The following is a 24,040-nucleotide window of genomic DNA, read 5'->3' on the forward strand; positions in this document are numbered from 1 at the left end:
TTAAAAAATATTTTTATATCTTTCAAGCCTGTAAACAAGTGTTGCAGGCTTTTTTTATAACTACCAAATAGAATACAGATTATGTGGAAATCACATCCTAAGGCTCTGCCTTTTTTGTTTTTGTCTGAAATGTGGGAGCGTTTCGGTTATTATCTAATGATTGGGATTTTTACCCTTTATTTAAAAGACGTTGAAACTGGTTTTGCAATGACCGAAAGCGAAGCGTCTGACTTATATGGAACTTTTATTGCTTTGGTTTTCTTAACTCCATTTATTGGAGGATTAGTTGCAGATAGATATTTAGGATATAAATCTTCTATTGTTGCTGGTGGATTAATGATGGGTGCTGGTTATTTAATGATGGGAATTCATAGTTTACCAATGTTATATGTAGCGATGACTCTTGTAATTGTTGGTAACGGATTTTTTAAACCTAATATTTCTACTTTATTAGGAAACTTTTATAATGACGAGCAATACAAAGCCAAAAAGGATGAAGGTTACAATATCTTCTATATGGGAATCAATGTAGGAGCCTTTATTTGTAATTTCTTTGGGGCAGTTTTTGAGAACTTATTTGGATGGGCTGCGGCTTTCTCAGTTGCTGGAGTTGGAATGTTTATCGGGGTGATAGTGTTTGTTTTAGGAACAAAACACTACGGAGATAAAACTGCTAAAAAAGGTACACAAGAAGGAGATATGCCATTTTGGAAAATTGTAATGTTCATATTAGTACCGTCAGTAGTTTTTGGAATTATTGGTTGGTTAATTAAAGGGGTAGCTTCGGATACCAATCTAGATAGTGCAATTTTTGGTTCTGATAGTACCGATGCTTTTATTTTTGCATGTATTCCGGTTGTTTTATTCTATTCAAGCTTATACTTTAAAGCTAAAGCTGAAGACAAAAGACCTATTGGTGCGTTATTGGCAATTTTTGCAGTTGTGATTTTATTTTGGGCTGTTTTTAAATTAAACGGTTCGGCATTAAATAACTGGGGAGATAAGTATACAGATAGAGAAGTTACTGGTATTGCTAAAACCGTGACAGATAATGTTTATTTAACTAAAGAATTGGAGTACAAAAAAGATTCAGTTGCATTGTATGATAATGCTTTTAGAATTCAAAAGAAGAATGGAGAAGTTATTAAAGAGGTTAATTATCCATTGTATTTTAGAAATGTAGCTAAAGAGAAATTACCAAAAGAAGGTGGAAAAGTTTCGGTCTGGGCCTCTAACTTGAGTCAGTCCATAAATCCTTTCTGGGTAATTGCTCTAACACCACTAATAGTAGCCTTCTTTACTTATTTAAGAAGTCGTAAAAAAGAACCTTCGACACCTACAAAAATCGCTTTTGGATTGTTAATCTCTGCATTATCAGTTTTAGTTATGGTGTTGGCTGTAAAAGCTGGACAAAATGGTTCAGAAAAAGTTTCTGTTTTGTGGTTATTTGCTAATTACGGAGTAATCACAATTGGAGAGTTGTTATTGTCACCAATGGGACTTTCTGTTGTGTCTAAATTAAGCCCAGTGAACATTACTTCATTAATGATGGGAGGGTGGTTTTTAGCAACATCTATAGGGAATAAATTATCTGGAGTATTAGCTTCGATGTGGGATAAATACGACGATAAAGCAGATTTCTTTTGGGTAAATTTTGGATTATTAATGTTTGCGACTTTATTGATGTTTGCCTTATTGAAACAGTTGAATAAAGTAATGAAAGAAAAAGGAATCAATTAGTATGGCTACAACTATAGAAGAAATTCAAAATTTTAAAGGAAAGTATCCAAAACAACTTTGGTATTTATTTTTTAGTGAAATGTGGGAGCGTTTCAGTTTCTACGGAATGAGAGGAATGCTATATTACTTTATGGTAAATGAATTACTAATGAAAGATACTGTAGCAAATTTGCAATATGGTGCAACTCAAGCTTGGGTATACGCTTTTACATTTATTGGTGGACTGTTTGCTGATAAAATTTTCGGCTTTAGAAAATCTCTTTTTTGGGGAGGATTATTGATGATTGTTGGAAGTGTTATTCTTTCTGTCGATCCTAAGAATTTCTTTTTTGTAGGAGTTAGTTTCACTATCGTTGGGACAGGTTTCTTTAAACCAAACATTTCGTCAATGGTTGGAAAGTTATATAAAGAAGGTGATCCGCGAACAGATGCTGGATTCTCATTGTTTTATGCAGGGGTTAATTTAGGAGCATTAATAGGTGGGTATATTTGTATTGCTGTGGCTAAAGGTGAATTATGGTCGTCATTTATTCCAGAAAATTTACGTTGGAATGCTGCATTCGGTTTTGCTTCTATAGTTATGATTATAAGTTTATTGACATTCACTCAAACGCAAAAAAGTTTAGGAGAAATTGGATTGTCTCCGCTTTTAGCAATTGATGTCTCTAAAAGAAGAACTTATGAAGTTGCTACCTACATTGCTTCCATTTTGATTATACCGATTATTATGATAATGGTTTCAAATACTGTATATACGGACTGGTTTATGTATATTATAGGGCCAGCCTCTCTTTTGTATTTGATTTATGAAATGAAAAATTTTTCAATTGCGGAAAATAAAAAATTAGTGGCAGCTGTAATTTTCATGTTGTTTTCTATCGGGTTTTGGGCTTTTTTTGAACAAAGCGGTGGTTCCTTGAGTGCCTTTGCTGCGGATAATTTGAATAATAATGTTCTAGGAATTAGATTAGATCCTAATGGGGTGAATAATTCAGCTAATTCATTATTTGTTATAGCCTTTGCTGCTCTAGTAGGTATGGTTTGGTTGTGGATGGCTAAAAAGAAGATAGAACCTAATACTGTTGTTAAGTTTGGTTTAGGATTTTTATTCTTAGCAGGAGGATTTTGGGTTTTTTATTACACTAAATTCTTTGCCGGGTCAGACGGAAAGACTTCTTTAGACTTGTTTACTTTCGGATGGTTTATTATCACCTTTGGAGAATTATGTTTGTCTCCAATTGGAATGAGTGCTATGACCAAGTTATCACCGCAAAAGACTCAAGCAGTTATTATGGGTATGTGGTTCTTAGCTAGTGCTTATGGTCAATATTTTGCAGGTTTGTTGGGTGCAGGAATTGCAGAGGCTTCAGAGAACGCATCAAACCTTGAAAAGTTAAATACTTATGCAGATGGATACCAACAATTAGGTTTGTATGCATTGATTGCAGGTGTAGTTTTAATTGCAATTTCACCATTAGTTAGAAAATTAATGCAAGATGTAAAATAATTTGTAACTTCGGCATTGTTTTTGAGATATTGAAAAAAATAAAATGCACATGATGAAAAAGCTACTTTTAGCATTGTTTTTAATTTTTGGATCACTTAGTATTCAAGCTCAAGAAATACGATGGATGTCGTTAGAAGAGGCATTGGCTAAACAAAAAAAGAATCCAAAGCCTATTTTCATGGAAGTTTATACTGATTGGTATTCTCAATGCAAAATGTTTGAAACAAATACTTTGCAAAATCCTGAGGTTTCAGATTTAATTAACAGAAATTATTATGCTGTTAAGTTTAATGCTGAAGGTAATTCTGTAGTAAATTACAAGGGGACTAGTTTTAATAATCCAAACTTTGATCCTAATAGAAAAGGTAGAAATAGCGCTCATCAATTAACATCATTTTTAAAGGTTGAAGGGTATCCTTCTATTTACATACTTAATCGTAACGGAGAAGTTCAAGAAAAAACAACTGGATTTAAGACTCCAGAAGAGTTATTAAGGTTTTTAAGATAAGGCTATGAAAAAAATAAAATATTTACTGTTTGTATTGCCTCTTTTTTTGATTTTTAGTTTTAATCAAAAAAACACTAATGGGGAATCTTTAAAATGGCATACAAATGTCAAAGAAGCTGTAGAAATAGCAAATAAAGAAAATAAACCAATTTTCATGTTTTTCACTGGAAGTGATTGGTGTGGTTGGTGTATTCGTTTACAAAAAGAAGTTTTTAAAACACCTGAATTTGAAGCTTGGGCCAAAGAAAAAGTTGTTTTAGTAGAACTTGATTATCCAAAAAGAGTGCCTCAAACAGAAGAAGTAAAAATACAAAATGCTCAATTACAACAAATGTTTGCTATTAGAGGTTTTCCTACGGTTTGGTTTGTAAAAGCAACTGATAAAGAAGGTAAAATTAATTTCGAGCAATTGGGTAGTACTGGCTATGTGGCTGGAGGACCTTCGGCTTGGTTGTCAGGTGCAAATCAAATCATAGCTAAATTTATACCTTATACTAAAGAAGAGAAAAAAGCAATGAGTAAAAACTTAAAAACAAAGTCATAAACTCTTTATAATTTATAATATCCCTTTTCGTAGGTACTATGAAAAGGGATATTTTTATTTCTACAAGTTTCTGCCCATAATTTTATATAGCTTTTATAGTTTGATCCATCAGCTATTATAATTTTTGGGTTTGAATTTTCCAGTAACCGTTCCAAGTTGATTTTAGGTGAGTTTCGTAAAATAATAACTTCTGATGCTTTAATTGTCTCATGAGGTATATTCGAATCTAGTACAACTATTTTTTTGTCATCGAAATAATAGAAATTTTTAAGATTTTCTGTTTTTGTATTAGTGATAAAATTCGCAATAACATAAGAGTCAATGGTATTTTTTTCAAAGCTATTATTTTCTATTTTTGAATTGCTGGCAATTTCTAGCGTTTCTCCTTTTTTAAACCCTATGATAGTCTTATTTCTGGAGCTGAATACAATTAAGTTATTTCCCTTTTTGGTCTCCCAATTTTTCTGAATTAGTAAAATTTGAAATAGGATTAAAAATGAAAGTGTTAATGCAAACCTTACATAGTTGAATTTTTTCAAGAGATTTATAATTGTTATTGCAATTATATAGGATGTAATAAGCATTGCAACACTAAGCGGTATATTTTTTAAAACAAATAGTTCAACTGATGCTATTTTGTTTATAAATACATTCATACAATATATTAATCCCTCAACTAACTTTAAAAGTATAATTGGAAGGTAATCAAAAAGTGAAAAAATCATTAATAGACTTCCTAGAATCATTATTATAAAAATCATTGGAACTAAAACTAAATTTGTCACAAAGAATAATCCAGGAAATTGATGGAAATAATAAATACTTAGAGGCAGAGTGCCTATTTGGGCTGCAGTGGAAACGGTTAATATATCCCAAAGATAAATATTGATTTTTTGTTTAGGACTCCATAAATTTTTCAACATAGGTTGAAACCAAATTATAAAAAATAAGGCTAGATAACTTAGTTGAAATCCGATGTCAAATAGAAATCCAGGCTCAATTAGTAGAATAATAAATAATGAAACAATAATAGTATGGAACATGTTGTTCTGTCTGTTAATTAATGAGCCAAATGTTATAAAACTGAACATTGTAACGGATCTTACTACAGAAGGAGAAAGCCCCGCGATAAAGGCAAATATCCATAACGAAATAAGAATTATGAAAATTCTACATAAGTTTGACTTTTTATTGTTAGGTAAAGGCTTAAGTAAAAAAGTAATAAACAACATAATAAAACCTACATGCATTCCAGAAACTGATAAAATATGCACTGCTCCTGCATTCTGATAATCTTTTTGAGTGTCTGGAGAAATGTCTTGCTTTTGACCTAGAATTAAAGCATTTAATACTGCTAATTCTTCTTGTTGAAAACCGTTGATTTTAAGTCTTTGAATTATATTTTCTCTTAACTCAAAAACATAATGATAAATATCTTTATATAATTGTTTGTCAACTTTAATATCGTTTGTTGAGCTGTAAATCTGAGCATATATGTTTTTATGTTTAAGATAGTTTGAGTAGTCGAATTGATTAGGATTGTTTGGTTTTTGAATTTCGGTTAAAGTTCCAAGAACATATATTTTGCTTCCAGAAACAATTGTGGACTCATTTTTATCCTTTTTTAAATTTAGTATTACTTTTCCGAAACAGTTTTTTGTGCCAATTTTTATAACATCTGCGTAGTAGCGATGGCTTTTTGTAGTTGATTTTAGTTTTTCTCTTGTAATGAGGACTATTTTATGTTTATCTTCTAAGTTGTTAATATGGCTGTAATGGTTTTTATTGTTTCTGTCATCATGTAAAACTGTAGTTAATGCACCAATTGAAAAAAATAAAAGTATCGTAATAATACCAAAAGTATTTGTTTGGCGAATTTTCTTATTTGATTTATAAAAGGAAAAATAAAAGAGTGTCAAACAAAATATTGTAGAAACCAGATAGTATTCTAATCCAATTTCTAGATAGTTGGATATTAATATTCCAAGAATAAAAGAAGCAGTTATTTTTGCAATAGGGAAATCTTGTATTTTCATAAATCGAAAATACAAAAATGTAAGAAAAAACTTAAAAATTATTTTATTTGAGAGTAAATTAAGTGGGCTGTTTTAGAGCTTGCCCCTTCACCTCCTAATTTTTCTTCTAATAAATTATATTCTTCAAGTAAAACTTTTCTGTGGTCTTCAGTAAGTATTTTGTTAAGTTCTTTTTTAATTTGTTTCTTGTTGCAGTTATCCTGAATTAACTCAGTAACAACTTCTTTATCCATAATGAGGTTAACTAAAGAAATATACTTTAAAGTAATAATTCTTTTAGCGATTTGATAAGAAGCCCAACTTCCTTTATACAATACTACTTCAGGGACTTTAAATAATGCAGTTTCTAGTGTAGCTGTACCGGAAGTTACTAATGCAGCATGAGAAACGCTTAACAAATCATATGTTTTATTTGAAATAAAACGAACATTTTTATTGGTCAAAAATTGCTTGTAAAATTCATAATCTTGACTTGGAGCTCCAGCAATTACAAATTGATAGTCGCTAAAATCTTCAACAACAGAAAGCATTTCGGAAAGCATTTTTGAAATTTCTTGTTTTCTACTTCCAGGTAATAATGCTATAATTGGCTTTTCTTCTAAATTGTTTTCTTTTTTAAAAAGTAAAGGGTCTGTTTTCGATCTGTTATGAATAGCATCTATAAGCGGGTGTCCTACAAACTCTACAGGATAATTATGTTTTTTTTCATAAAAATCTTTTTCAAAAGGAAGAATAACATACATCTTATCAATGTCTCTCTTAATCGATTTAATCCTGTTTTCTTTCCATGCCCATATTTGAGGTGAAATATAATAGTGTGTTTTAATATTTAGATTCTTGGCCCATTTAGCAATTCTCATGTTAAAGCCCGGATAGTCTATAAAAATGATAACATCAGGATTGAATTTCAAAATGTCTGACTTGCAAATTTTAATGTTATTTAGAATTGTCTTTAAATTAGCGACAACCTCAATAAAACCCATAAATGCTAAGTCGCGGTAGTGTTTAACAAGTGTTCCTCCTGCTTGCTGCATCAAGTCACCTCCCCAAAAGCGAATTTCTGCGTTTGGATCTTCTTTGAAAATATTTTTCATCAGGTTCGATCCGTGTAAATCTCCCGAAGCTTCACCAGCAATTATATAGTATTTCATTTTTAAACTAATAATGTGAAAACAGTTAGTAAAATAGTTGCCATTACAACACCTCTTGCCATGAGTTCTTTATTTAATTTTAGCAAAACAAAAAAGGCTATAATGTTTAAAATAGCTCCCAGGGTTATTACTTTACCCAGAAGTCCTTGGCTTTTCATAGTTTGAATTGCTTCGATAAAACCTAAATCTGTTGTTAGTTTTAAATAAATAAAAACACCGATAAAAGTGGTGAGTAAACCAATTAATGCACCAATTAAAAGATCTGTTTTTTTCATAAATTCCAAGTGTTAAGTTGTTGGATAGCATGATGAGCAGTTAAGTCAAACTGAACTGGTACAATTGAAATATAACCATTTTTAAGTGCCCACTCATCTGTATCTTCTCCTTTGTCATTATTTACAAATTCTCCCGAAAGCCAATAGTATTCTTTTCCAAAAGGTGATATTCTCTTGTCAAACTTTTCTTCATATTTCGCATTGGCTTGTCTGCAGATTTTGATACCTTTAATTTCTTCTTTTTTTAATTTAGGGAAGTTTACATTAAGAACAACGTTTTGAGGTAGTCCTTTATTTAATACTTCTTCAATAATTTTTTTAGCATAATCTTTAATGGGTTCAAAATCAGCTTTCCAGCTAAAGTCAGCTAATGAAAATCCAATAGAGGGAATTCCTTCGATACCAGCTTCTACAGCGGCACTCATCGTTCCTGAATAAATTACATTAATTGAAGAATTTGACCCATGATTTATTCCCGAAAGACAAAGGTCAGGTTTTTGTTTAAGAATCTCATTTTTTGCAATTTTTACACAATCTGCAGGAGTTCCTGAACAAGTATATTCTGTAACTTCAGATCCGTCTTCAGAGATTTTATTTATTTGAAGAGTATTGTTGACTGTTATAGCATGTCCCATGCCACTTTGCGGACTGTCTGGAGCTACAACAATTACGGTTCCAATTTGTTTTGCAATATCTATAAGTGTTCTGATTCCAGGAGCAACAATACTATCGTCGTTAGTTACTAAAATAAGAGGTTTATTCACAGTTTTGGCTTAAAATTTAACATAAAAAAGTACCGCTAAAATAAGCATTTTTATGCGCTTCTGATTAAATTTACATCTTTAACAAAAAATTATGTAAGAAAGAATATCTTGGCATAGTTTTTTATGTACTTTAGTCATAATTATGAATGCAATTTTAACTTTTATGAAAAAGAACTATAAACTAATGTTGGTTGTAGTAGCAATCTCAGCTACTCTGTGGAGTTTTAGACCAAAAGTTCAGTATGATCCTGAAAAAGATAAAATGTTGCTAGAGCTTATTGAATTTGTCATTGAGAAAGGGCATTATGCGCCAGAAAAAATGGATGACGAATTTTCGAAAGGTGTTTATAACGATTTCCTTGATGCAATTGATCCATCAAAGCGTTTCTTTATGGAATCTGACATCAAAGAATTTAAAGTTTATGAAACAAAAATTGATGATTTAATCAAATCTAGAGATTTATCGTTTTTTAATCTGGTTTACGAAAGATTGCAAAAACGTATGTCAGAATCTAAAGTAGTTTATAAGGCTTTAAGCGATAAATCGATTAGTTTTAGTTCAGACGAAAGTATCAATATTGATTCAGATAAAAATGAGTTTGCTAAGAATTATTCTGAATTGAAAAACAGATGGAGACTTCAAATGAAACTTTCTGTTTTAGCTTCTGTAGTTGATAAGCAAAAAATAGAAGATGATAAAAAGGCTAAAGATCCTAATTATTCACCAAAAAGTTTTTCTCAGCTTGAAAAAGAAGCTCGTGAATCAACTTTGAAATCTTTAAACGATTATTTTGAGTTTGTTGAAGAACTAGAAAGAGATGATTGGTTTGAAATTTTTATTAATTCTATTGTAACACAATATGACCCTCATACTTTTTATTTTGCGCCAGAGCAAAAAGAAAGATTTGACATTAGTATTAGTGGTAAGCTAGAAGGAATTGGTGCTAGATTACAGAAAAAAGGAGATTTTACTGAAATTTCAGAGCTTATTTCTGGTGGGCCAGCATGGAGAAATAAAGAGCTTGAACCTGGAGATGTTATTTTGAAAGTAGGTCAAGGTTCTGCAGACCCAGTTGAGGTTGTTGGTATGAGACTTGATGATGTTGTTAAAAAAATCAAAGGGCCTAAGGGTACTAAAGTTGCTCTAACAGTTAAAAAAGTTGATGGTTCAATAAAAATAATCACAATTATTCGAGACATTGTTGAAATTGAAGAAACCTATGCAAAATCAAGTGTTGTTAATAAAAATGGTGTAAAATATGGGGTGATTTATCTGCCTAAGTTCTACATCGATTTTGAAAATGACGATAATAGAGATGCTGCTAAAGATGTGGCTGCTGAAGTTGAAAAGCTTAAAAAAGCAGGAGTTAAAGGAATTGTGATGGATTTGAGAGACAATGGAGGAGGGTCTTTAAAAACTGTAGTTGATATTACTGGTTTGTTTATTAAAGAAGGTCCCGTAGTTCAAATTAAATCAGCATCTTCTAAAAAAGAAGTATTGTATGATCATAATCCTAAAGTTCAATGGGACGGGCCACTAGTTGTTTTAATTAATAATTTTTCTGCTTCAGCCTCTGAAATTTTTGCTGCAGCAATTCAAGATTACAAGAGAGGTGTGGTTATAGGCAGTAAGCAATCTTATGGCAAGGGTACTGTTCAAAATGTTATAGATTTAAATCAGTTTGTGAGAAATTCTCCTTTAGGCGATTTCGGAGCATTAAAAACTACAACACAAAAATTCTATAGAATTAATGGAGGTTCAACCCAATTAGAAGGAGTTGCTAGTGATATTGCAATGCCAGATCGTTATTCATACATTAAGATAGGTGAGCGTGATGAAAAAAATGCAATTGAATGGGATAGAATTGATAGAGCTCAATATGAAGAAGTTCGTTCGATAAGTAATCTTGAGGCTGTGATTTTTAATAGCCAAAAAAGGATTCAAGCAAGTGAGCAATTTAGATTGATTGACGAAAATGCTAAATGGATTAATAGCCGTAAAGAAAATAACGTTGTAAGTTTGAATATAGATAAATTCAAACATGAACAATCAGACATTGAAGAAGCTACTAAAAAGTTTAAAGCTATTACAAGTTATACAAACAATATGAAGTTTGAGTCTTTACCTGATGAAGTTGCTCTAATTGCAAAAGATTCAACTCTTGGTTTAAAACGTAAAGATTGGCATGAGTCGCTTTCTAAAGATGCTTATGTTGACGAAGCAATTAATATTTTAGGAGATATTAAAAAACCTTCAACTACAACAAGTAAAGCAGTTGCTGTAAAAAGTAAAGTAGTAAAACCATAAAAATATTTTTTAGATACTGTTAAGCCCCACTTTGTGGGGCTTTTTTTAATTTTATGATTTATAATTGTAGGTAATTTCTCCTGCTAAGTTATTGATAAATGTTATTTTGTCGTTCTTTTTTGGTGTTTCACCGATTTTTTGTCTTCAGCTATACTTCTTTTTATCAAGGTTTTTCCTAATCTATTTTTTTTAACATTACTTTTGTAAGTGTTAACAGCTGTATATGGATATAAAAATACTCAAACTAAGCAAAAAGTATTTTTTTGCTACAATAATTGCGCTTGCTCTTTTTTTTACTTCAAATGTTGTACATTCTCAATGCGCAGGTAATGACGCTAATATCACTATATGTGATATTACAAATCCAACTAACCAATCTTTAAATCTATTTACACTTTTAGGAGGAACGCCAACACCCGGTGGTTTTTGGATAGATGATTTGGGTTCTGGTGGATTGAACTCAACTACAGGGATTCTAAATGTACATCAAATTAGAGAAAGTGGAATTTTTACTTATACATATATGGTAACTGGAATTCCTGGATGTGTTGATAATACTGCAACGGTTACCGTTCTTGTTGGACCATATGCAGGTGTGGGAGAAGATGGGTCTCGATGTGGGGATGATACAGAATTGAACTTATTTGAATTATTTAATTACCAATTTGGAAATGTTCCTCCTCAAACAAATGGATACTGGTTCAATAATACTACTGGAACGCCTATTGCAGGCTATACAATTAATCCAAGTAGTTTTAATGTTACGGCAATTACGGTTTACAATTTAACTTACACTATACCAGCACTAGGGCCTTGTCCAGAGAGTTCAATAAGCGTGAATTTGACTTTGGTTCCGCCTGTTGATGCAGGAACCCCTCAAGATATTAATCTTTGTAGTAACGCCGATTTGTCATTATATACAAATGTAAATTTGTATAATTTGTTGACTGGTGAAGATTCTGGAGGGACTTGGACTGATAACAATGGAACCGGTGAATTGTCTAATCCTTCAGATTCTTTTATAAATATTCAAAATATTTATAACAATTTTGGAGCTGGAACTTATTCATTTACATATAAAGTTTTACCAATTAGTCCTATTTGTGACTTTAAAACTTCAGTTGTAAGAATTACTATCGAAGATCCCATAGATTATTCGGGTATTTTACTCCAAGTAGATACTGATGTTTGTCAAAATCAAGTGGCTTCATCAACATTTACAGGAGTTCTTACACAATCCCCAGTTTTGGTACCAAATGGAACTTATGATGTCACTTACACAGTTTCTGGGCAAGCTACTCCAGTTACAATTACTGTTACATTTAATAACGGAATAGCGACTTTTAATATCCCAAGTGCAAATTTTCCTTCAGTAGTTACTTATTCTATTAATGTTACTAATATTGTAGCTACAAATAGTTTAGGGATTTGTGTTAATCCAATTCCAACAATACAAGATAATTTGACTATTTATCCTGTTCCAACTCTTGCTAATTCAAATTTAGCGGTTGATGATGTTTGTCAAAATAATTCAACTATAGCTCAATTAAACAATTTAGTTGGTTTAGCAGATGGTACATACATAATTACTTATGATTTATCAGGTTCAAATACAGCTTCTAGTCAAACTACTACAATTGTTGTTTCAGGAGGAAGTTCAGCTTTTTCAATCCCGGGAAGTTTATTGCCCAATTCAGGCACTACTTCAATAACAATAACCGCTATACAAAATGGAACTTCAGGATGTAGTGCGCCTAGTAGTGTTGCAGTATCTTTTATGGTTAATCCATTGCCAACAGCAATAGCAATGAATGTTTCTGCTCCTAATTCAGTCTGTCTCAATCAGCCAGTTGTGGTTTCAATATCAGGTTTAGGTACATTGACTAACGTTACTATTAATTACGATTTATCGGGAGCAAATAATTCAACTGGTAATGTGGAAAATTTAACATTAGTTGGTGGTGGGGCTACTTTTACAATTCCTCAAGGACTTTTGACAAATACAGGAAATACAACAATAACTATAACTGGATTGGCTAATAATGTAAATAGTTGTGGAGTAATAGTAAGTAATGTTTCAGATGTCTTTCTTATAAACAGTTTACCAGTTGCACCTTTGTCAACGGATCAGACTTTTTGTGAGTCAAACAATCCAACTGTTGCTAACTTAGTACCTAGTGGTTCCCAATATTTTTGGTATGATACCGCTAGTTCAACAGTGCCTTTAAGTTCAGATACTCCATTAGTTTCAGGAGGGGATTATTATGTTTCTGAAATTAATGCTAATGGTTGTGAGTCGACAAAGTCAATGATTGTTGTTACAGTTGACCAAATACCAGCTCCAGTTTTAACATCTGGAGGAGAACAATTTTGTGGTACTGATAATCCAACAATCCAAGATTTATCAGATAATACAAATGCTTCTACAACTGTTGTTTGGTATGATGCATTAACTGCAGGTAATCTTTTGTCTAGCTCACAACTTTTACAAGAAGGAGTAACATATTATGGTTTTGATATTTCAGCATCAACAGGATGTATTTCTAAGGATGTTTTATCAGTTACAGTCACTCTTACAAATTGTAATGAGACTCCAGATTTTTTCATCCCTGATGGCTTTTCACCTAACGGAGATGGAGTAAACGATACGTTTACAATTCCAGATATTCAGTTTATTTACCCTGATTATAAACTTGAAATTTATAACAGATATGGGAATTTAATGTTTGAAGGCAATAAAGATAAACCCAATTGGGATGGTAAAAATTCTACTTCTAAAATAATGGGAGATGTAGCTCCTAATGGAGTGTATTTTTATGTGGTTTATTTTAACAAAAACAACAAAGCTCCTAAACAAGGAAGACTTTACTTAAACAGATAATTCTATAAGCTATTTTAAATAAATTTTAGATGAAAAAAATACTTTTAATATTGAGTTTTTTCCTCATTAGTTATAACGTTCTTGCCCAGCAAGACCCACAATATACCCACTACATGTATAATATGAGTGTTGTTAATCCTGCGTATGCTACAAGTAAGCAAGCTATGTTGGATTTAGGAACACTATATAGAACACAATGGGTAGGAGCTGTTGGGGCTCCTAAAACATTAACTGCTTTTGGACATATGCCAATTAATAAAAAAATTGAAATGGGATTGTCTGTAATTTCAGATGATATTGGAGATGGAGCTAAAAAGGAAAATAATTTTTACGCTGATTTTGCATATATACTTCATCTCAATAATTCTCACCGATTTTCATTCGGTATGAAAGCTGGTTTTACTTCAATTAAAACAAATTTTAATGGTTTTAAACTAGAGAGTGGTGATGTAACAACTGATTTGGCATTTAATGAAAATGTAAATACTTTTTCTCCAAACATAGGTGTTGGAGCTTACTATTTTACTGACAATTATTATATAGGACTCTCTGCACCTAATTTATTGCCATCAAAACATATTGAAGAAAAGCAAGGGATACAGGCATATGGTTCAGAAAATATACATGTTTTTTTAACTGGAGGTTATGTTTTTCAAGTGAGTGACATGTTTAAAGTGAAACCTGCTGTATTGACAAAATTTGTACCCGGAGCACCATTGAGTTTAGATGTGACGACTAATGTTTTATATAATAATAGATTTGAACTTGGTGCTGCATATAGACTAGATGATTCGGTTAGTGGATTAATGGCTATTAATGTTACTAAAACATTGAAAATTGGATATGCTTACGATTATACTTTGTCTAATATGGGACAATTTAATTCAGGATCACACGAATTATTTTTACTGTTTAGTTTAGATATGTTAGGAAAAGGATATGATAAATCACCACGATTCTTCTAAAAAATACTATATGAAAAGAATATTACTTACCATATTTATCGGATTTTTAGCATATAGTGCTCAAGGTCAGAAGCAGGATTTAGATAGAGCTAAAAGATATTTTGATAGAACTTATTACAGTGAGGCTTTGCCTTTATATGAAAGCGCAATCGAAAATGATAGATCATTAGAAGTTGTTAGAAATTTAGCAGACTGCTATTATTACACAAATGACTTTAAAAATGCTCAAAAATATTACAGGTTCTTGATTAAGAATTATGGAAAAGAAGTTTCTGAAGAATATTATTTCAGATTTTCACAAACCTTAAAAGCTAATGGAAGCTTCGCAGAAGCTAATCAAGTTACAAAAGATTATTATGTAAATGGAGGCAATACACTTGCTATTGTTGCCTTGGATAAAGAATTGAAAACATTAGAAAATGTAACAGCAATAGGTGAAAGATATAAAATAAAAAATTTAGAAATAAATACTGAAAATTCAGAATTTGGAGCAGTTAAAAATGGTGAAGATCTAATTTTTTCAACTGTAAAAAAAGAGCCAGGTTTTTTTGATAAAGTTTATAAATGGAATAATGAAGGCTATTTGAATTTGGTTACAATTCCTATCAAATTTAGCAATATTAAAGATTCTATAGCAAAACCTTTTTCGAAAGAAGTTAATACCAAAATGCATGAATCTAATGCTGTTTTTAGCGCTGATGGAAAAACTATTTATTTTACTAGAAATAATACTAAAAACGGAAGTAGAGCTAAGAATAAGGAGAAAATTTCTAACCTTCAAATTTATAAGGCTGAACTAGTAAATGGTAAATGGAGTAATATAATTTCATTGCCTTTTAATAGTCCTGATTTTTCTAATGAACATCCAGCACTTAGTCCTGACGGGAAAAGATTGTATTTTGCTTCAGACCGACCAGGAGGTAAAGGATCATTTGATATTTATTATGTTACTATAAATGGTGGAAATTATGGAAATCCCATAAATGCTGGTGATGTAATTAATACAAATAGAAGAGAACAGTTTCCTTTTGTGTCTAAAGATGGTAAGCTTTATTTTTCTTCAAACGGACATGAAGGGTTTGGCTCATTGGATGTTTTTGTTTCAGATATCAAAGAAAATGATTTCTCAAATCCAGTTAATGTTGGTTTGCCTATTAATACAGGTGTTGATGATTTTGCTTTTAATATAGATTCTGATACTAAAGAAGGTTATTTTTCATCAAATAGAAAAGGAGGAAAGGGGAGTGATGATATTTACTCGATTGTTGAAACTAAACCTTTAATTGTTGAAGATTGTATGCAGTTAATTGCTGGAACAATCACTGATATTGACACAAAATTGCCTTTGGAAAATGCTGAGGTAATTTTGAATGATGGGGAGAAAAAAGAAATCGAAAAAGTGATTACTACAGCTGACGGTAAGTTTAGTTTTAAAGTGAATTGTGAAAGTACTTATATTGTTTCTGGGAGTAAAATTGGCTATACAGAAGATACTAGATCATTTACTCTACTAAAGGAAAGAGGACAGCTTAATGATGCTTCGATGGCTTTAAAATCGTTTGAAGTAATTAAACAGGAAGAGCAACTAGCATTAGAGGAACAGAAAAAAGCAGATAAATTAGCCGAAGAACAAAGAATAAAAGCAGAAAAAGAAGAAAGTATGAGACAGAGAGCAGTTGCTGAAGCTAAAAAGAAAGAAAAAATTAAAGAAATAGTTGCTGCAGAAAAAGACGTAGTAAAAGATGATAAAGACAGATTAGTTATTAAAACAGAACCAATTTATTTTGATTATGATTTATGGTATATTCGTCGCGATTCTAAACCTATTTTGGATAGAGTAGTTGAACTAATGAATAAATATCCAAATATGATTGTTGAGATAGGATCTCATACAGATAGAAGAGGAGGTATTACATACAATAAAGTTCTTTCTGGTAATAGAGCAAATTCGACAAGGGATTATATTATTGATAAGGGTATTAATCCTAAAAGAATTTTTGCAAAAGGATATGGTGAATCTATGCCAGTTGTTAAATGTGTTTCTGACGATGCTTGTACAGAAGAGCAGCATGAACTCAATAGAAGAAGTGAGTTTGTTATAAAAGATTTATAATTTTTTAATTTAAAGTAAAAAGCCACGCATTGCGTGGCTTTTTTGTAATTCTTAAATTTTACTTTCTTGCTTCTTTCTCTGCTTTTTCTACTCTTTTACGTTGATCTGCAGATTTTTCTTTTAGTTTAGCAATCTTTTGATTCCATTTTTCGACATCATTTGGAGATAGTTTGCCTTTTTTATTTTGTTTTTCAAGCTTTTCAGATTCTTTTATAATGTCTTCATCTATTTTAGCTTGTTTTTCCTTTTCCTTAACAAGTTTTTGATATGATTTAGCAACTCTCTCTCTTTCTTTGGATATTTTTTCTTGCTCTTTTTCCATTTTCTTGTGAGCTTTCTCCATTTTATCTGCTGCTTTCTCGGTATCTTTTATTCTTTTTTCTTCGGCCTTTATTCTTTTTTCTTCAGCATCTTTCCTGTCTTTTTCAGCTTTTTCTACCTCTTTTTGTGCTTTTTCAGATTCTCGTCTTGCCTTTTCAGCTTCTCTTTCAGCTTTGGCCTTAACAGCGTTTAATGAATCTTGAGTTTTTTGAATTTTTATTTGTTCTGGAGTAATTGTTTTTTCCTGTGCAGTTGCAGAAATTCCTAAAATTACTGTAGTACATGTGATGATTAATTTTAGATTCATGTTATAAAAGTTTTAGATTAAGTTAAATAATTTCTGTCGATGAACTTGTCTATATTTACGTTTTAAAAATACAATAATTTCAATCGCATGATGAAGACATTTATTAAATATTTTAGTTTGACAGTTTTAGTCTCGTTTTTTATTTCGTGTATAGAGCAAAAATCAGACCAAGAGAACGACTTGCTTAAAGAAAAAAATGTTTTGAATATCTCAAAAGCGGAAGATAATGATTTTTATCTACCTAAGTCAACTACTAATGAAATAGTTAGACACAAATTTTATACTTTGTCATATAATGAAAATCATGAGCAGGCTGAATGGGTTGCTTATGAATTAAAAAAAAGCCAGTTAAGTTATCATAATTATAAGCGTCCCTATTTTGATGATGATCCAAATGTTGAAACTGGTTCGGCGAGTTGGAGAAATTATAAAGATTCTGGTTATGATAAAGGTCATTTATGTGCTGCAGGTGATCGTAGGTTCTCTTTTGATGCTTTTAATGAAACTTTCTATACGTCTAATGTTTCACCACAGCTGAGGGATTTTAATTCAGGCGTTTGGAATAGACTAGAACAAAAAACTAGATATTGGGCTTCTAAATATGACGGAGTCTATGTGGTAACAGGAGGAGTTTTATCTAATGATTTAAACAAAATAGGTAAAGAAGATGTTTCTGTTCCTAAATATTTTTATAAAATACTACTTGATAATTCTAGGGGAGAATACAAAACAATTGCTTTTTTGATACCACATGAGGAATCGGAAAAACCATTGAATATGTTTGTTGTTTCAATTGATAAAATTGAAAAAATGACTGGAATTGATTTTTTTCCTCGTCTTCCTGATGCTATAGAAAATAAATTAGAAAAATCTTCAGACTATAAGGGTTGGAGCTTTTAGTTAAATTAGATCTTACCACTCATTTACTTTGTTTGCATCTAACTTAAGAAATATAAACAGTAATATGGTGAAGCCCCACAAACTTGATCCTCCATAGGATAAAAATGGTAGTGGAACTCCAATTGTTGGAAATATTCCAATAACCATTGAAACGTTTACAAAAAAATGTGTGAATAATACCGAAGCAACACCATATCCATAAACTCGACTGAATTTTGTTTTTTGATTTTCGGCTAAATATAAGATTCGAAGTATTAAGGATACAAATAATAAGATTATTACAGTAGAGCCAACAAATCCCCATTCCTCACCAACAGTTGTGAATATATAATCAGTGTGTTGTTCTGGTACAAAGTTGCCTTTAGTCTGAGTGCCTTCAAGATATCCTTTTCCTAACCATCCACCAGAACCAATTGCGATTTCTGATTGGTTAGTGTTGTAACCTACTCCGGCCATGTCAACTTCTTTGCCTAATAATATATTAAAACGATCTCTGTGATGTTGTTTGAAAACATTTTCAAAGACATAATCAACAGAAAGTGTAAAGCCTGCCATGAGGGCAAAAACAATAGTACTGGCAATAATATTTCTATGTATTTTACGAGATTTAAAATAGTGTATTGCAACAGCAAGTAATGATGTTAAAATAACATATTGAGGTTTTAAAAGCAATGACATAATAAACAAAACTATGGCTATTGCTCCTGTCCATAAATACCATGAAGGTAACCCTTCTCTGTTAAGAACAAAAATGAACATTATAAATATTAGTGCACTACCAGGATCAGGTTGTGGTAAAATCAAAAATATTGGCAAGCACATTATAAGTAAACCTAAAAGTTGATTGTTGAAATTTTTAAGATTTACCTGAGGGTCACTCAAATATTTGGCAAGAGCCAATGCTGTTGCTGCTTTTGCAAATTCTGATGGTTGCAAAGTGAATCCTCCAATTGCGTACCAACAACGTTGTCCAGCAATTGTTTTTCCAGCCACAAAAAGTCCTGCAAGTAATACTAATGAGGATCCAAAAATTACACTTGAAAATCTTTCGTAAAATTTAGCGTCTATTGTTAATATTACAATAATTAGAATTACTGTAAAAGCAATAAAGATAAGCTGTTTGCCATAATTTTCATTGGCATCAAAAATGTAATCTGAGGTTGGATTTATATCTGCAGAATAGATATTCATCCAACCAAGTATAACCAATGCTGAATAAATGAGTATAGTTATCCAGTCAATGTTTTTCTGTACACTTTGATTTTTCATTTATGTTTGAGCTTGTGCTTTTTTAATTGAGTCTATTTTCTTTTTATTTTTTACCCTATCTAAAGAATCTTTTCTCAGTTTTATTCGGTACATAGAATCCATGTATTTTTTAGAAAACTTGTTGTACTCATTTTGTAAACTTTTTTCTAAAACTCTTTTTTCTCTGTCTTTCTGAGTTATTTTTCCTTTGATATATTTTTCAAGCATCAACGTTGTAATAGGACCAGCAGTTGTTGAACCAAAACCACCATTTTCCACTAAGACTGCTATTGCTATTTTTGGGTCTTTTTTAGGAGCAAATGCGACAAAAATTGAGTGATCTGCTAATTGAACTCTTTTTCCGTTTATTTTCGCAAAGTTTTCAGCGGTACCTGTCTTTCCGCAAATTTCTAAACCTTCTACACCAAGAAAATAAGCAGTTCCTGTTTTAAATACTTCAGCAAGACCTTCAATAACAGGCTTAAAGTGTTTTTTGTCAATTGTGGTTACATGTTTAGTTCTATATTTTTCATCAATAGGCTGACCTTTGATTTTTTTAATGATATGAGGTGTGTAATAATATCCCTCATTAGCAACGGCTGCCATCATGTTTGCTAATTGTATTGGGGTCATTAAAACCTCGCCTTGACCAATAGAATTCGAGACAATGTATGTAGGACGAATGCTTCCATTAGGATATGCCCATTTTTCATAAAAAGCATTGTTTGGAATTAGACCTTTCCTTCCAGTAGGTAAATCATATCCCATGAATTGTCCTAATCCAAAACTTTTTACATGGTTGCTCCATACATCAACACTTAAACTAGTTTTTGGCTGTTTTTTTAGAATATCTAAATAGACATTAGCAAAATAGGCATTACATGATTGAGCTATTCCGTTATGAAGTCTATACATTCCTGCAGGACTGTGACATCTCATGAATTTTCTGCCATAACTAAAACCATGATGACAAGCAAATGTAGTAGTGGTGTCTATTACTTGTTCTTGGAGACCTACTAATGCTGTTAATATTTTAAAAGGTGATCCAGGAGGGTATTCAGCTAATAAACTTCTGTCATAAAGTGGCTTAGCAATCGAATCATTATAGAGTTTAGTATAATTTCTAGACCTTTGTCTGCCTACTAAAAGAGCTGGGTCGTATGATGGGGCAGTGACTAAGCATAGAATTTCTCCAGTTTTAGGTTCTATGGCAATAATACCACCACGTTTATTTTTCATCAAGGCTTCTCCATACTTTTGAAGTTCAGCATCAATTGTCAGAGTAATATCTTTTCCTTGAACTGCAATGGTATCGTATTTTCCCTCTTTAAATGGTCCTATTTCTCTATTAAAACGGTCACGTTGTATGTGTTTAACACCTTTTACTCCGCGAAGTTCGTTTTCGTACATTTCTTCAACCCCTTGTATTCCTAATAAGTCACCACTTTTGTAGTAAGGATTTTTTTTGACAGTGTTTTCATTAGCTTCTTTAATAAAGCCAAAAACATTGGCGCCAACATTTACTTGATAATCCCTAAGTGAACGTTTTTGTATGTAAAACCCTTCGAACTTTCTTTCTTTTTCTTGAAAAGCAGCATATTCTAATTTATTTAACTGTCCTAAGAATACTGATGGAAGCATTGGGCTATATACTACAGCTTTTTCAATCTTCTTTTTGAAGTCCTCTTTTGTAATGTGTAATAAGTTGCAAAACTCTAAAGTATCTAAGTCTTTAATTTCACGAGGAACAACCATGATATCATATGATGGTTGGTTCGCTACAAGTAACGTTCCTTTTCGATCATAGATATATCCACGCTCAGGGTACTCATACTTTATCTTAATCGAAATATTTTCCGATTTTAAACGAAGTGAGTCATCAATTATTTGTAAAAAGAAAAGTCTTGCTATGATTAAAATTGCTGCAACAATTATCATAATTGGCAATAAGAGCTTTCTCATCGTTTACTTGGCTTAAATAAATAAATTATTATTATACTTACTATTAACGTAAAAATGGTTGTTACAATTGTCCTAAGTAAAATGTCAAGTATGAAGGTAAACTTGAAAAACTCTAATAGAAACATCACAAAATGATGTGTTATTATAGAAATAAATATAAATGTAAATCTTTCTGGTGAAAGACGATCGTTAATTTTTATAGTTTGATATTCATAACTAAGTCCAAAAGCAAATTTGAAAAAAGCAGGTCTTACATTTGCTAATATTAAACTCGCTGCTGCATGAACCCCTCCTGAATTTGCAAAAAAGTCTACTGTTAGGCCTAACAAGAAGCTTGCTACTAATAATCCAGCTCTATTTGAATTTACAGGGTAAAGTAAGATGAAAAGTATGTAAGGATACGGGTTTATAAAACCGAACAAATCAATATTATTAAAAATCACTATTTGAGCGATAATTAATAATACGAAACGAATGATATTTAATATTAAAGTACTATTCATTTTTTTTTGTTTCGGCTTCTAGTTTTTTTATCTCCTCACCATGTTTGTTTTGAATTATATAAACATGATTCAAATTGGTCATGTCATTAAATAATCTAACATTCAATGTGTAATAATTAGTTTCTGTGTCAATATAAATTTTATCAATAATTCCTACAGGAATATTTTCAGGAAAAATTCTTGAGTTACCACCTGTTACAATAGTGTCTCCTTTTTTAACAGAAGCAAGTCTGGGTATTTCTACTAATTGTACATAACCAGCATTTTTTGCATTCCAAATTAATGAACCAAAATGGTTTGTTCTTTTTACTTTTGCATTGATTTTAGATTTTACGTTCAAGATACTAAATATCGTAGCGTATCTTGGAGAAACTTTTTCTACAATACCAATTATTCCTTGGCTACTTACAACTCCCATGTCTGGTTTAATACCGTCTTTAGAACCGCTGTTGATTGTTAAGTAATTTTCAGAAGTGTTGTAAGAGTTATGTACAACTTTAGATTGTATTACATCTATTTTATCGTATCCTTTTACTGAATCTTTTTCAAGAACAGAAGTGCTGTCCTTTTTGTTAAAGAGTATTCTTTTTAGTTCTGCATTTTCTCTTGCTAATTTGTCGTTCTGTTCACGAAGGCTAAAGTAAGTTTTAACTTCGTTTACTTCTTCATATACAGTTCCTGTTAAAAAATTTGCTGAGTTTACCATCTGACTTCTATGGTATGAATGCGACTGAATAACAAGTACTAGAGAAGTTGCCAAAAGCAGCAAAAACAGTAAGCGATTACTGTTTTTAAATATAAAATTAAATATTTGCTGCATTAGTGTAAATTAAAATGTTTAAATCTTTAAAAGTCAAATTCTCAATTAGAACTTGTATTTTAACTTGGGATTTATTTAATTAGAATACTTCTGTATTTGTTTAAGTTTTTTAAAGCCATTCCTGTACCACGTACAACAGCTCTTAAAGGGTCTTCTGCAATAAATACAGGTAGGTCAGTTTTTTGAGAAATACGCTTGTCTAAACCGCGTAACATTGAACCTCCACCTGCAAGGTAAATTCCTGTATTGTAAATATCTGCGGCTAATTCTGGAGGAGTTTGTGATAATGTCTCCATGATAGCATCTTCAATACGTTGAATCGACTTATCTAATGCTTTTGCAATTTCTCTAGACGATACTTCAACCTGTTTAGGCTTTCCTGTTAACAGGTCACGTCCTTGAACAGACATATCGTCTGGTGGTGAATCTAGATCTTCTATTGCAGCACCAATTTCAATTTTAATTTTTTCTGCAGTTGTTTCTCCTACAAATAAATTGTGTTGCGTACGCATGTAGTAAATAATGTCGTTAGTAAATACGTCACCCGCAATCTTAACTGACTTGTCGCATACAATACCTCCTAAAGCAATTACTGCAATTTCAGTTGTACCTCCACCTATATCTACAATCATGTTTCCTTTTGGTTGCATGATATCTATGCCAATACCGATAGATGCTGCCATAGGTTCATGAATCAAATAAACTTCTTTTCCATTTACACGCTCTGCAGATTCTTTTACAGCTCGCATCTCCACCTCTGTAATTCCGGAAGGAATACAAATAACCATACGTAAAGCTGGTGTGAATAAGCGTTTTTGTAAAGCAGGAATACTTCTGATAAGCATTTTTATCATTTGCTCAGAAGCGTCAAAATCTGCAATAACTCCATCTTTTAATGGACGAATTGTTTTTATATTTTCGTGGGTTTTACCCTGCATCATGTTTGCTTCTTTTCCTACTGCAATGATTTTTCCGCTTATGCGGTCACGAGCAACAATTGAAGGGCTATCTATAACAACTTTATCGTTGTGAATGATTAGTGTATTTGCGGTACCAAGGTCGATTGCGATATCCTCGGTCATGAAATCAAAAAATCCCATATTTTATTTTAGGGTTAGAGTATTTATTATAGTTTAATCCAAACGCAAAAGTATAAAAATTATTTGGTTTAATTCAAAATAAAAATG

19 protein-coding genes are annotated in these 24,040 nt (G+C 31.6%); 9 read left to right on the forward strand and 10 right to left on the reverse strand.

The window, feature by feature from the left end:
- Positions 1-81 precede the first annotated feature (81 nt).
- From BUC09_RS03805 to BUC09_RS03820, 4 genes are read left to right on the forward strand one after another with little or no spacing between them, the layout of a single operon-like run.
- On the forward strand, positions 82-1,740 hold the full coding sequence (locus BUC09_RS03805) for a peptide MFS transporter (protein WP_073308829.1): 1,659 nt from the start codon (positions 82-84) through the stop codon (positions 1,738-1,740).
- A 1-nt stretch (position 1,741) separates the two neighbouring features.
- The gene (locus BUC09_RS03810; RefSeq protein WP_073308831.1) at positions 1,742-3,247 is read left to right on the forward strand and encodes a peptide MFS transporter; all 1,506 of its coding nucleotides are present in this window, start codon (positions 1,742-1,744) and stop codon (positions 3,245-3,247) included.
- 52 nt (positions 3,248-3,299) lie between these two features.
- Positions 3,300-3,755, forward strand: coding sequence for a thioredoxin family protein (locus BUC09_RS03815; protein WP_073308832.1), 456 nt, complete (start codon positions 3,300-3,302; stop codon positions 3,753-3,755).
- Between the two features lie 4 nt (positions 3,756-3,759).
- A complete protein-coding gene (locus tag BUC09_RS03820) occupies positions 3,760-4,299 on the forward strand; it encodes a thioredoxin family protein (protein WP_073308833.1) in 540 nt (179 codons plus the stop codon).
- Between the two features lie 5 nt (positions 4,300-4,304).
- Here the strand turns inward: BUC09_RS03820 and BUC09_RS03825 are convergent, their stop codons facing one another.
- Genes BUC09_RS03825 through surE form a run of 4 tightly spaced genes read right to left on the reverse strand, consistent with a single transcriptional unit; the run spans position 4,305 to position 8,525 of the window.
- Positions 4,305-6,335, reverse strand: coding sequence for a ComEC/Rec2 family competence protein (locus tag BUC09_RS03825; RefSeq protein ID WP_073308834.1), 2,031 nt, complete (start codon positions 6,333-6,335; stop codon positions 4,305-4,307).
- A gap of 38 nt (positions 6,336-6,373) precedes the next feature.
- On the reverse strand, positions 6,374-7,486 hold the full coding sequence (lpxB, locus tag BUC09_RS03830; RefSeq protein WP_073308835.1) for a lipid-A-disaccharide synthase: 1,113 nt from the start codon (positions 7,484-7,486) through the stop codon (positions 6,374-6,376).
- Positions 7,487-7,488: 2 nt separating this feature from the next.
- On the reverse strand, positions 7,489-7,761 hold the full coding sequence (locus BUC09_RS03835; RefSeq protein ID WP_073308836.1) for a hypothetical protein: 273 nt from the start codon (positions 7,759-7,761) through the stop codon (positions 7,489-7,491).
- Positions 7,758-8,525 carry a 5'/3'-nucleotidase SurE gene (gene surE, locus BUC09_RS03840; protein WP_073308837.1) on the reverse strand — a complete coding sequence of 256 codons (768 nt, stop codon included), beginning with the start codon at positions 8,523-8,525 and terminating at the stop codon, positions 7,758-7,760. Before surE ends, BUC09_RS03835 begins: the two co-directional genes overlap by 4 nt.
- 142 nt (positions 8,526-8,667) lie before the next feature.
- Between surE and BUC09_RS03845 the strand changes: the two genes are divergently transcribed.
- The 4 genes from BUC09_RS03845 (at position 8,668) to BUC09_RS03860 (ending at position 16,792) form a co-directional block, all read left to right on the forward strand.
- Positions 8,668-10,833: a carboxy terminal-processing peptidase gene (locus BUC09_RS03845; RefSeq protein WP_073308838.1), complete on the forward strand. Its 2,166-nt coding sequence runs from the start codon at positions 8,668-8,670 to the stop codon at positions 10,831-10,833.
- A gap of 223 nt (positions 10,834-11,056) precedes the next feature.
- The gene (locus tag BUC09_RS03850; RefSeq protein WP_073308840.1) at positions 11,057-13,714 is read left to right on the forward strand and encodes a gliding motility-associated C-terminal domain-containing protein; all 2,658 of its coding nucleotides are present in this window, start codon (positions 11,057-11,059) and stop codon (positions 13,712-13,714) included.
- Between the two features lie 29 nt (positions 13,715-13,743).
- On the forward strand, positions 13,744-14,679 hold the full coding sequence (locus BUC09_RS03855) for a PorP/SprF family type IX secretion system membrane protein (RefSeq protein ID WP_073308841.1): 936 nt from the start codon (positions 13,744-13,746) through the stop codon (positions 14,677-14,679).
- A 10-nt stretch (positions 14,680-14,689) separates the two neighbouring features.
- Positions 14,690-16,792, forward strand: a complete 2,103-nt coding sequence (locus tag BUC09_RS03860; RefSeq protein ID WP_073309051.1) for an OmpA family protein — start codon at positions 14,690-14,692, stop codon at positions 16,790-16,792.
- Between the two features lie 58 nt (positions 16,793-16,850).
- Here the strand turns inward: BUC09_RS03860 and BUC09_RS14620 are convergent, their stop codons facing one another.
- Positions 16,851-17,420, reverse strand: coding sequence for a hypothetical protein (locus tag BUC09_RS14620; RefSeq protein WP_084127078.1), 570 nt, complete (start codon positions 17,418-17,420; stop codon positions 16,851-16,853).
- Between the two features lie 90 nt (positions 17,421-17,510).
- Between BUC09_RS14620 and BUC09_RS03870 the strand changes: the two genes are divergently transcribed.
- Positions 17,511-18,320, forward strand: coding sequence for a DNA/RNA non-specific endonuclease (locus tag BUC09_RS03870; RefSeq protein WP_084127080.1), 810 nt, complete (start codon positions 17,511-17,513; stop codon positions 18,318-18,320).
- A gap of 12 nt (positions 18,321-18,332) precedes the next feature.
- Here the strand turns inward: BUC09_RS03870 and rodA are convergent, their stop codons facing one another.
- From rodA to BUC09_RS03895, 5 genes are all read right to left on the reverse strand, one after another.
- Positions 18,333-19,589, reverse strand: coding sequence for a rod shape-determining protein RodA (gene rodA, locus BUC09_RS03875; protein ID WP_073308843.1), 1,257 nt, complete (start codon positions 19,587-19,589; stop codon positions 18,333-18,335).
- Complete coding sequence (mrdA, locus tag BUC09_RS03880) at positions 19,590-21,530, reverse strand: penicillin-binding protein 2 (protein ID WP_073308844.1); 1,941 nt, start codon at positions 21,528-21,530, stop codon at positions 19,590-19,592. It lies immediately after the preceding gene.
- Positions 21,527-22,033 carry a rod shape-determining protein MreD gene (locus BUC09_RS03885; protein WP_073308845.1) on the reverse strand — a complete coding sequence of 169 codons (507 nt, stop codon included), beginning with the start codon at positions 22,031-22,033 and terminating at the stop codon, positions 21,527-21,529. The genes mrdA and BUC09_RS03885 overlap by 4 nt, the downstream gene beginning before the upstream one ends.
- Entirely contained in the window at positions 22,026-22,853 is an 828-nt protein-coding gene (mreC, locus tag BUC09_RS03890; protein WP_073308846.1) for a rod shape-determining protein MreC, read from the reverse strand. The genes BUC09_RS03885 and mreC overlap by 8 nt, the downstream gene beginning before the upstream one ends.
- A gap of 71 nt (positions 22,854-22,924) precedes the next feature.
- A complete protein-coding gene (locus tag BUC09_RS03895; RefSeq protein WP_073308847.1) occupies positions 22,925-23,953 on the reverse strand; it encodes a rod shape-determining protein in 1,029 nt (342 codons plus the stop codon).
- Positions 23,954-24,040 lie beyond the last annotated feature (87 nt).

This window comes from Flavobacterium terrae, from assembly GCF_900142035.1.
GTDB classification, from domain to species: domain Bacteria; phylum Bacteroidota; class Bacteroidia; order Flavobacteriales; family Flavobacteriaceae; genus Flavobacterium; species Flavobacterium terrae.

What these genes read in the sequence shown, in the direction of transcription:
- BUC09_RS03815 (WP_073308832.1), top strand. Translation starts at nt 3,300, where the DNA reads ATGAAAAAGCTACTTTTAGCATTGTTTTTAATTTTTGGATCACTTAGT.
- mrdA (WP_073308844.1), bottom strand. Translation starts at nt 21,530, where the DNA reads ATGAGAAAGCTCTTATTGCCAATTATGATAATTGTTGCAGCAATTTTA.
- BUC09_RS03850 (WP_073308840.1), top strand. Translation starts at nt 11,057, where the DNA reads ATGGATATAAAAATACTCAAACTAAGCAAAAAGTATTTTTTTGCTACA.
- BUC09_RS03855 (WP_073308841.1), top strand. Translation starts at nt 13,744, where the DNA reads ATGAAAAAAATACTTTTAATATTGAGTTTTTTCCTCATTAGTTATAAC.
- rodA (WP_073308843.1), bottom strand. Translation starts at nt 19,589, where the DNA reads ATGAAAAATCAAAGTGTACAGAAAAACATTGACTGGATAACTATACTC.
- BUC09_RS03895 (WP_073308847.1), bottom strand. Translation starts at nt 23,953, where the DNA reads ATGGGATTTTTTGATTTCATGACCGAGGATATCGCAATCGACCTTGGT.
- mreC (WP_073308846.1), bottom strand. Translation starts at nt 22,853, where the DNA reads ATGCAGCAAATATTTAATTTTATATTTAAAAACAGTAATCGCTTACTG.
- BUC09_RS03835 (WP_073308836.1), bottom strand. Translation starts at nt 7,761, where the DNA reads ATGAAAAAAACAGATCTTTTAATTGGTGCATTAATTGGTTTACTCACC.
- BUC09_RS03810 (WP_073308831.1), top strand. Translation starts at nt 1,742, where the DNA reads ATGGCTACAACTATAGAAGAAATTCAAAATTTTAAAGGAAAGTATCCA.
- BUC09_RS14620 (WP_084127078.1), bottom strand. Translation starts at nt 17,420, where the DNA reads ATGAATCTAAAATTAATCATCACATGTACTACAGTAATTTTAGGAATT.
- BUC09_RS03825 (WP_073308834.1), bottom strand. Translation starts at nt 6,335, where the DNA reads ATGAAAATACAAGATTTCCCTATTGCAAAAATAACTGCTTCTTTTATT.
- BUC09_RS03845 (WP_073308838.1), top strand. Translation starts at nt 8,668, where the DNA reads ATGAATGCAATTTTAACTTTTATGAAAAAGAACTATAAACTAATGTTG.
- BUC09_RS03805 (WP_073308829.1), top strand. Translation starts at nt 82, where the DNA reads ATGTGGAAATCACATCCTAAGGCTCTGCCTTTTTTGTTTTTGTCTGAA.
- BUC09_RS03860 (WP_073309051.1), top strand. Translation starts at nt 14,690, where the DNA reads ATGAAAAGAATATTACTTACCATATTTATCGGATTTTTAGCATATAGT.
- BUC09_RS03870 (WP_084127080.1), top strand. Translation starts at nt 17,511, where the DNA reads ATGAAGACATTTATTAAATATTTTAGTTTGACAGTTTTAGTCTCGTTT.
- BUC09_RS03885 (WP_073308845.1), bottom strand. Translation starts at nt 22,033, where the DNA reads ATGAATAGTACTTTAATATTAAATATCATTCGTTTCGTATTATTAATT.
- BUC09_RS03820 (WP_073308833.1), top strand. Translation starts at nt 3,760, where the DNA reads ATGAAAAAAATAAAATATTTACTGTTTGTATTGCCTCTTTTTTTGATT.
- lpxB (WP_073308835.1), bottom strand. Translation starts at nt 7,486, where the DNA reads ATGAAATACTATATAATTGCTGGTGAAGCTTCGGGAGATTTACACGGA.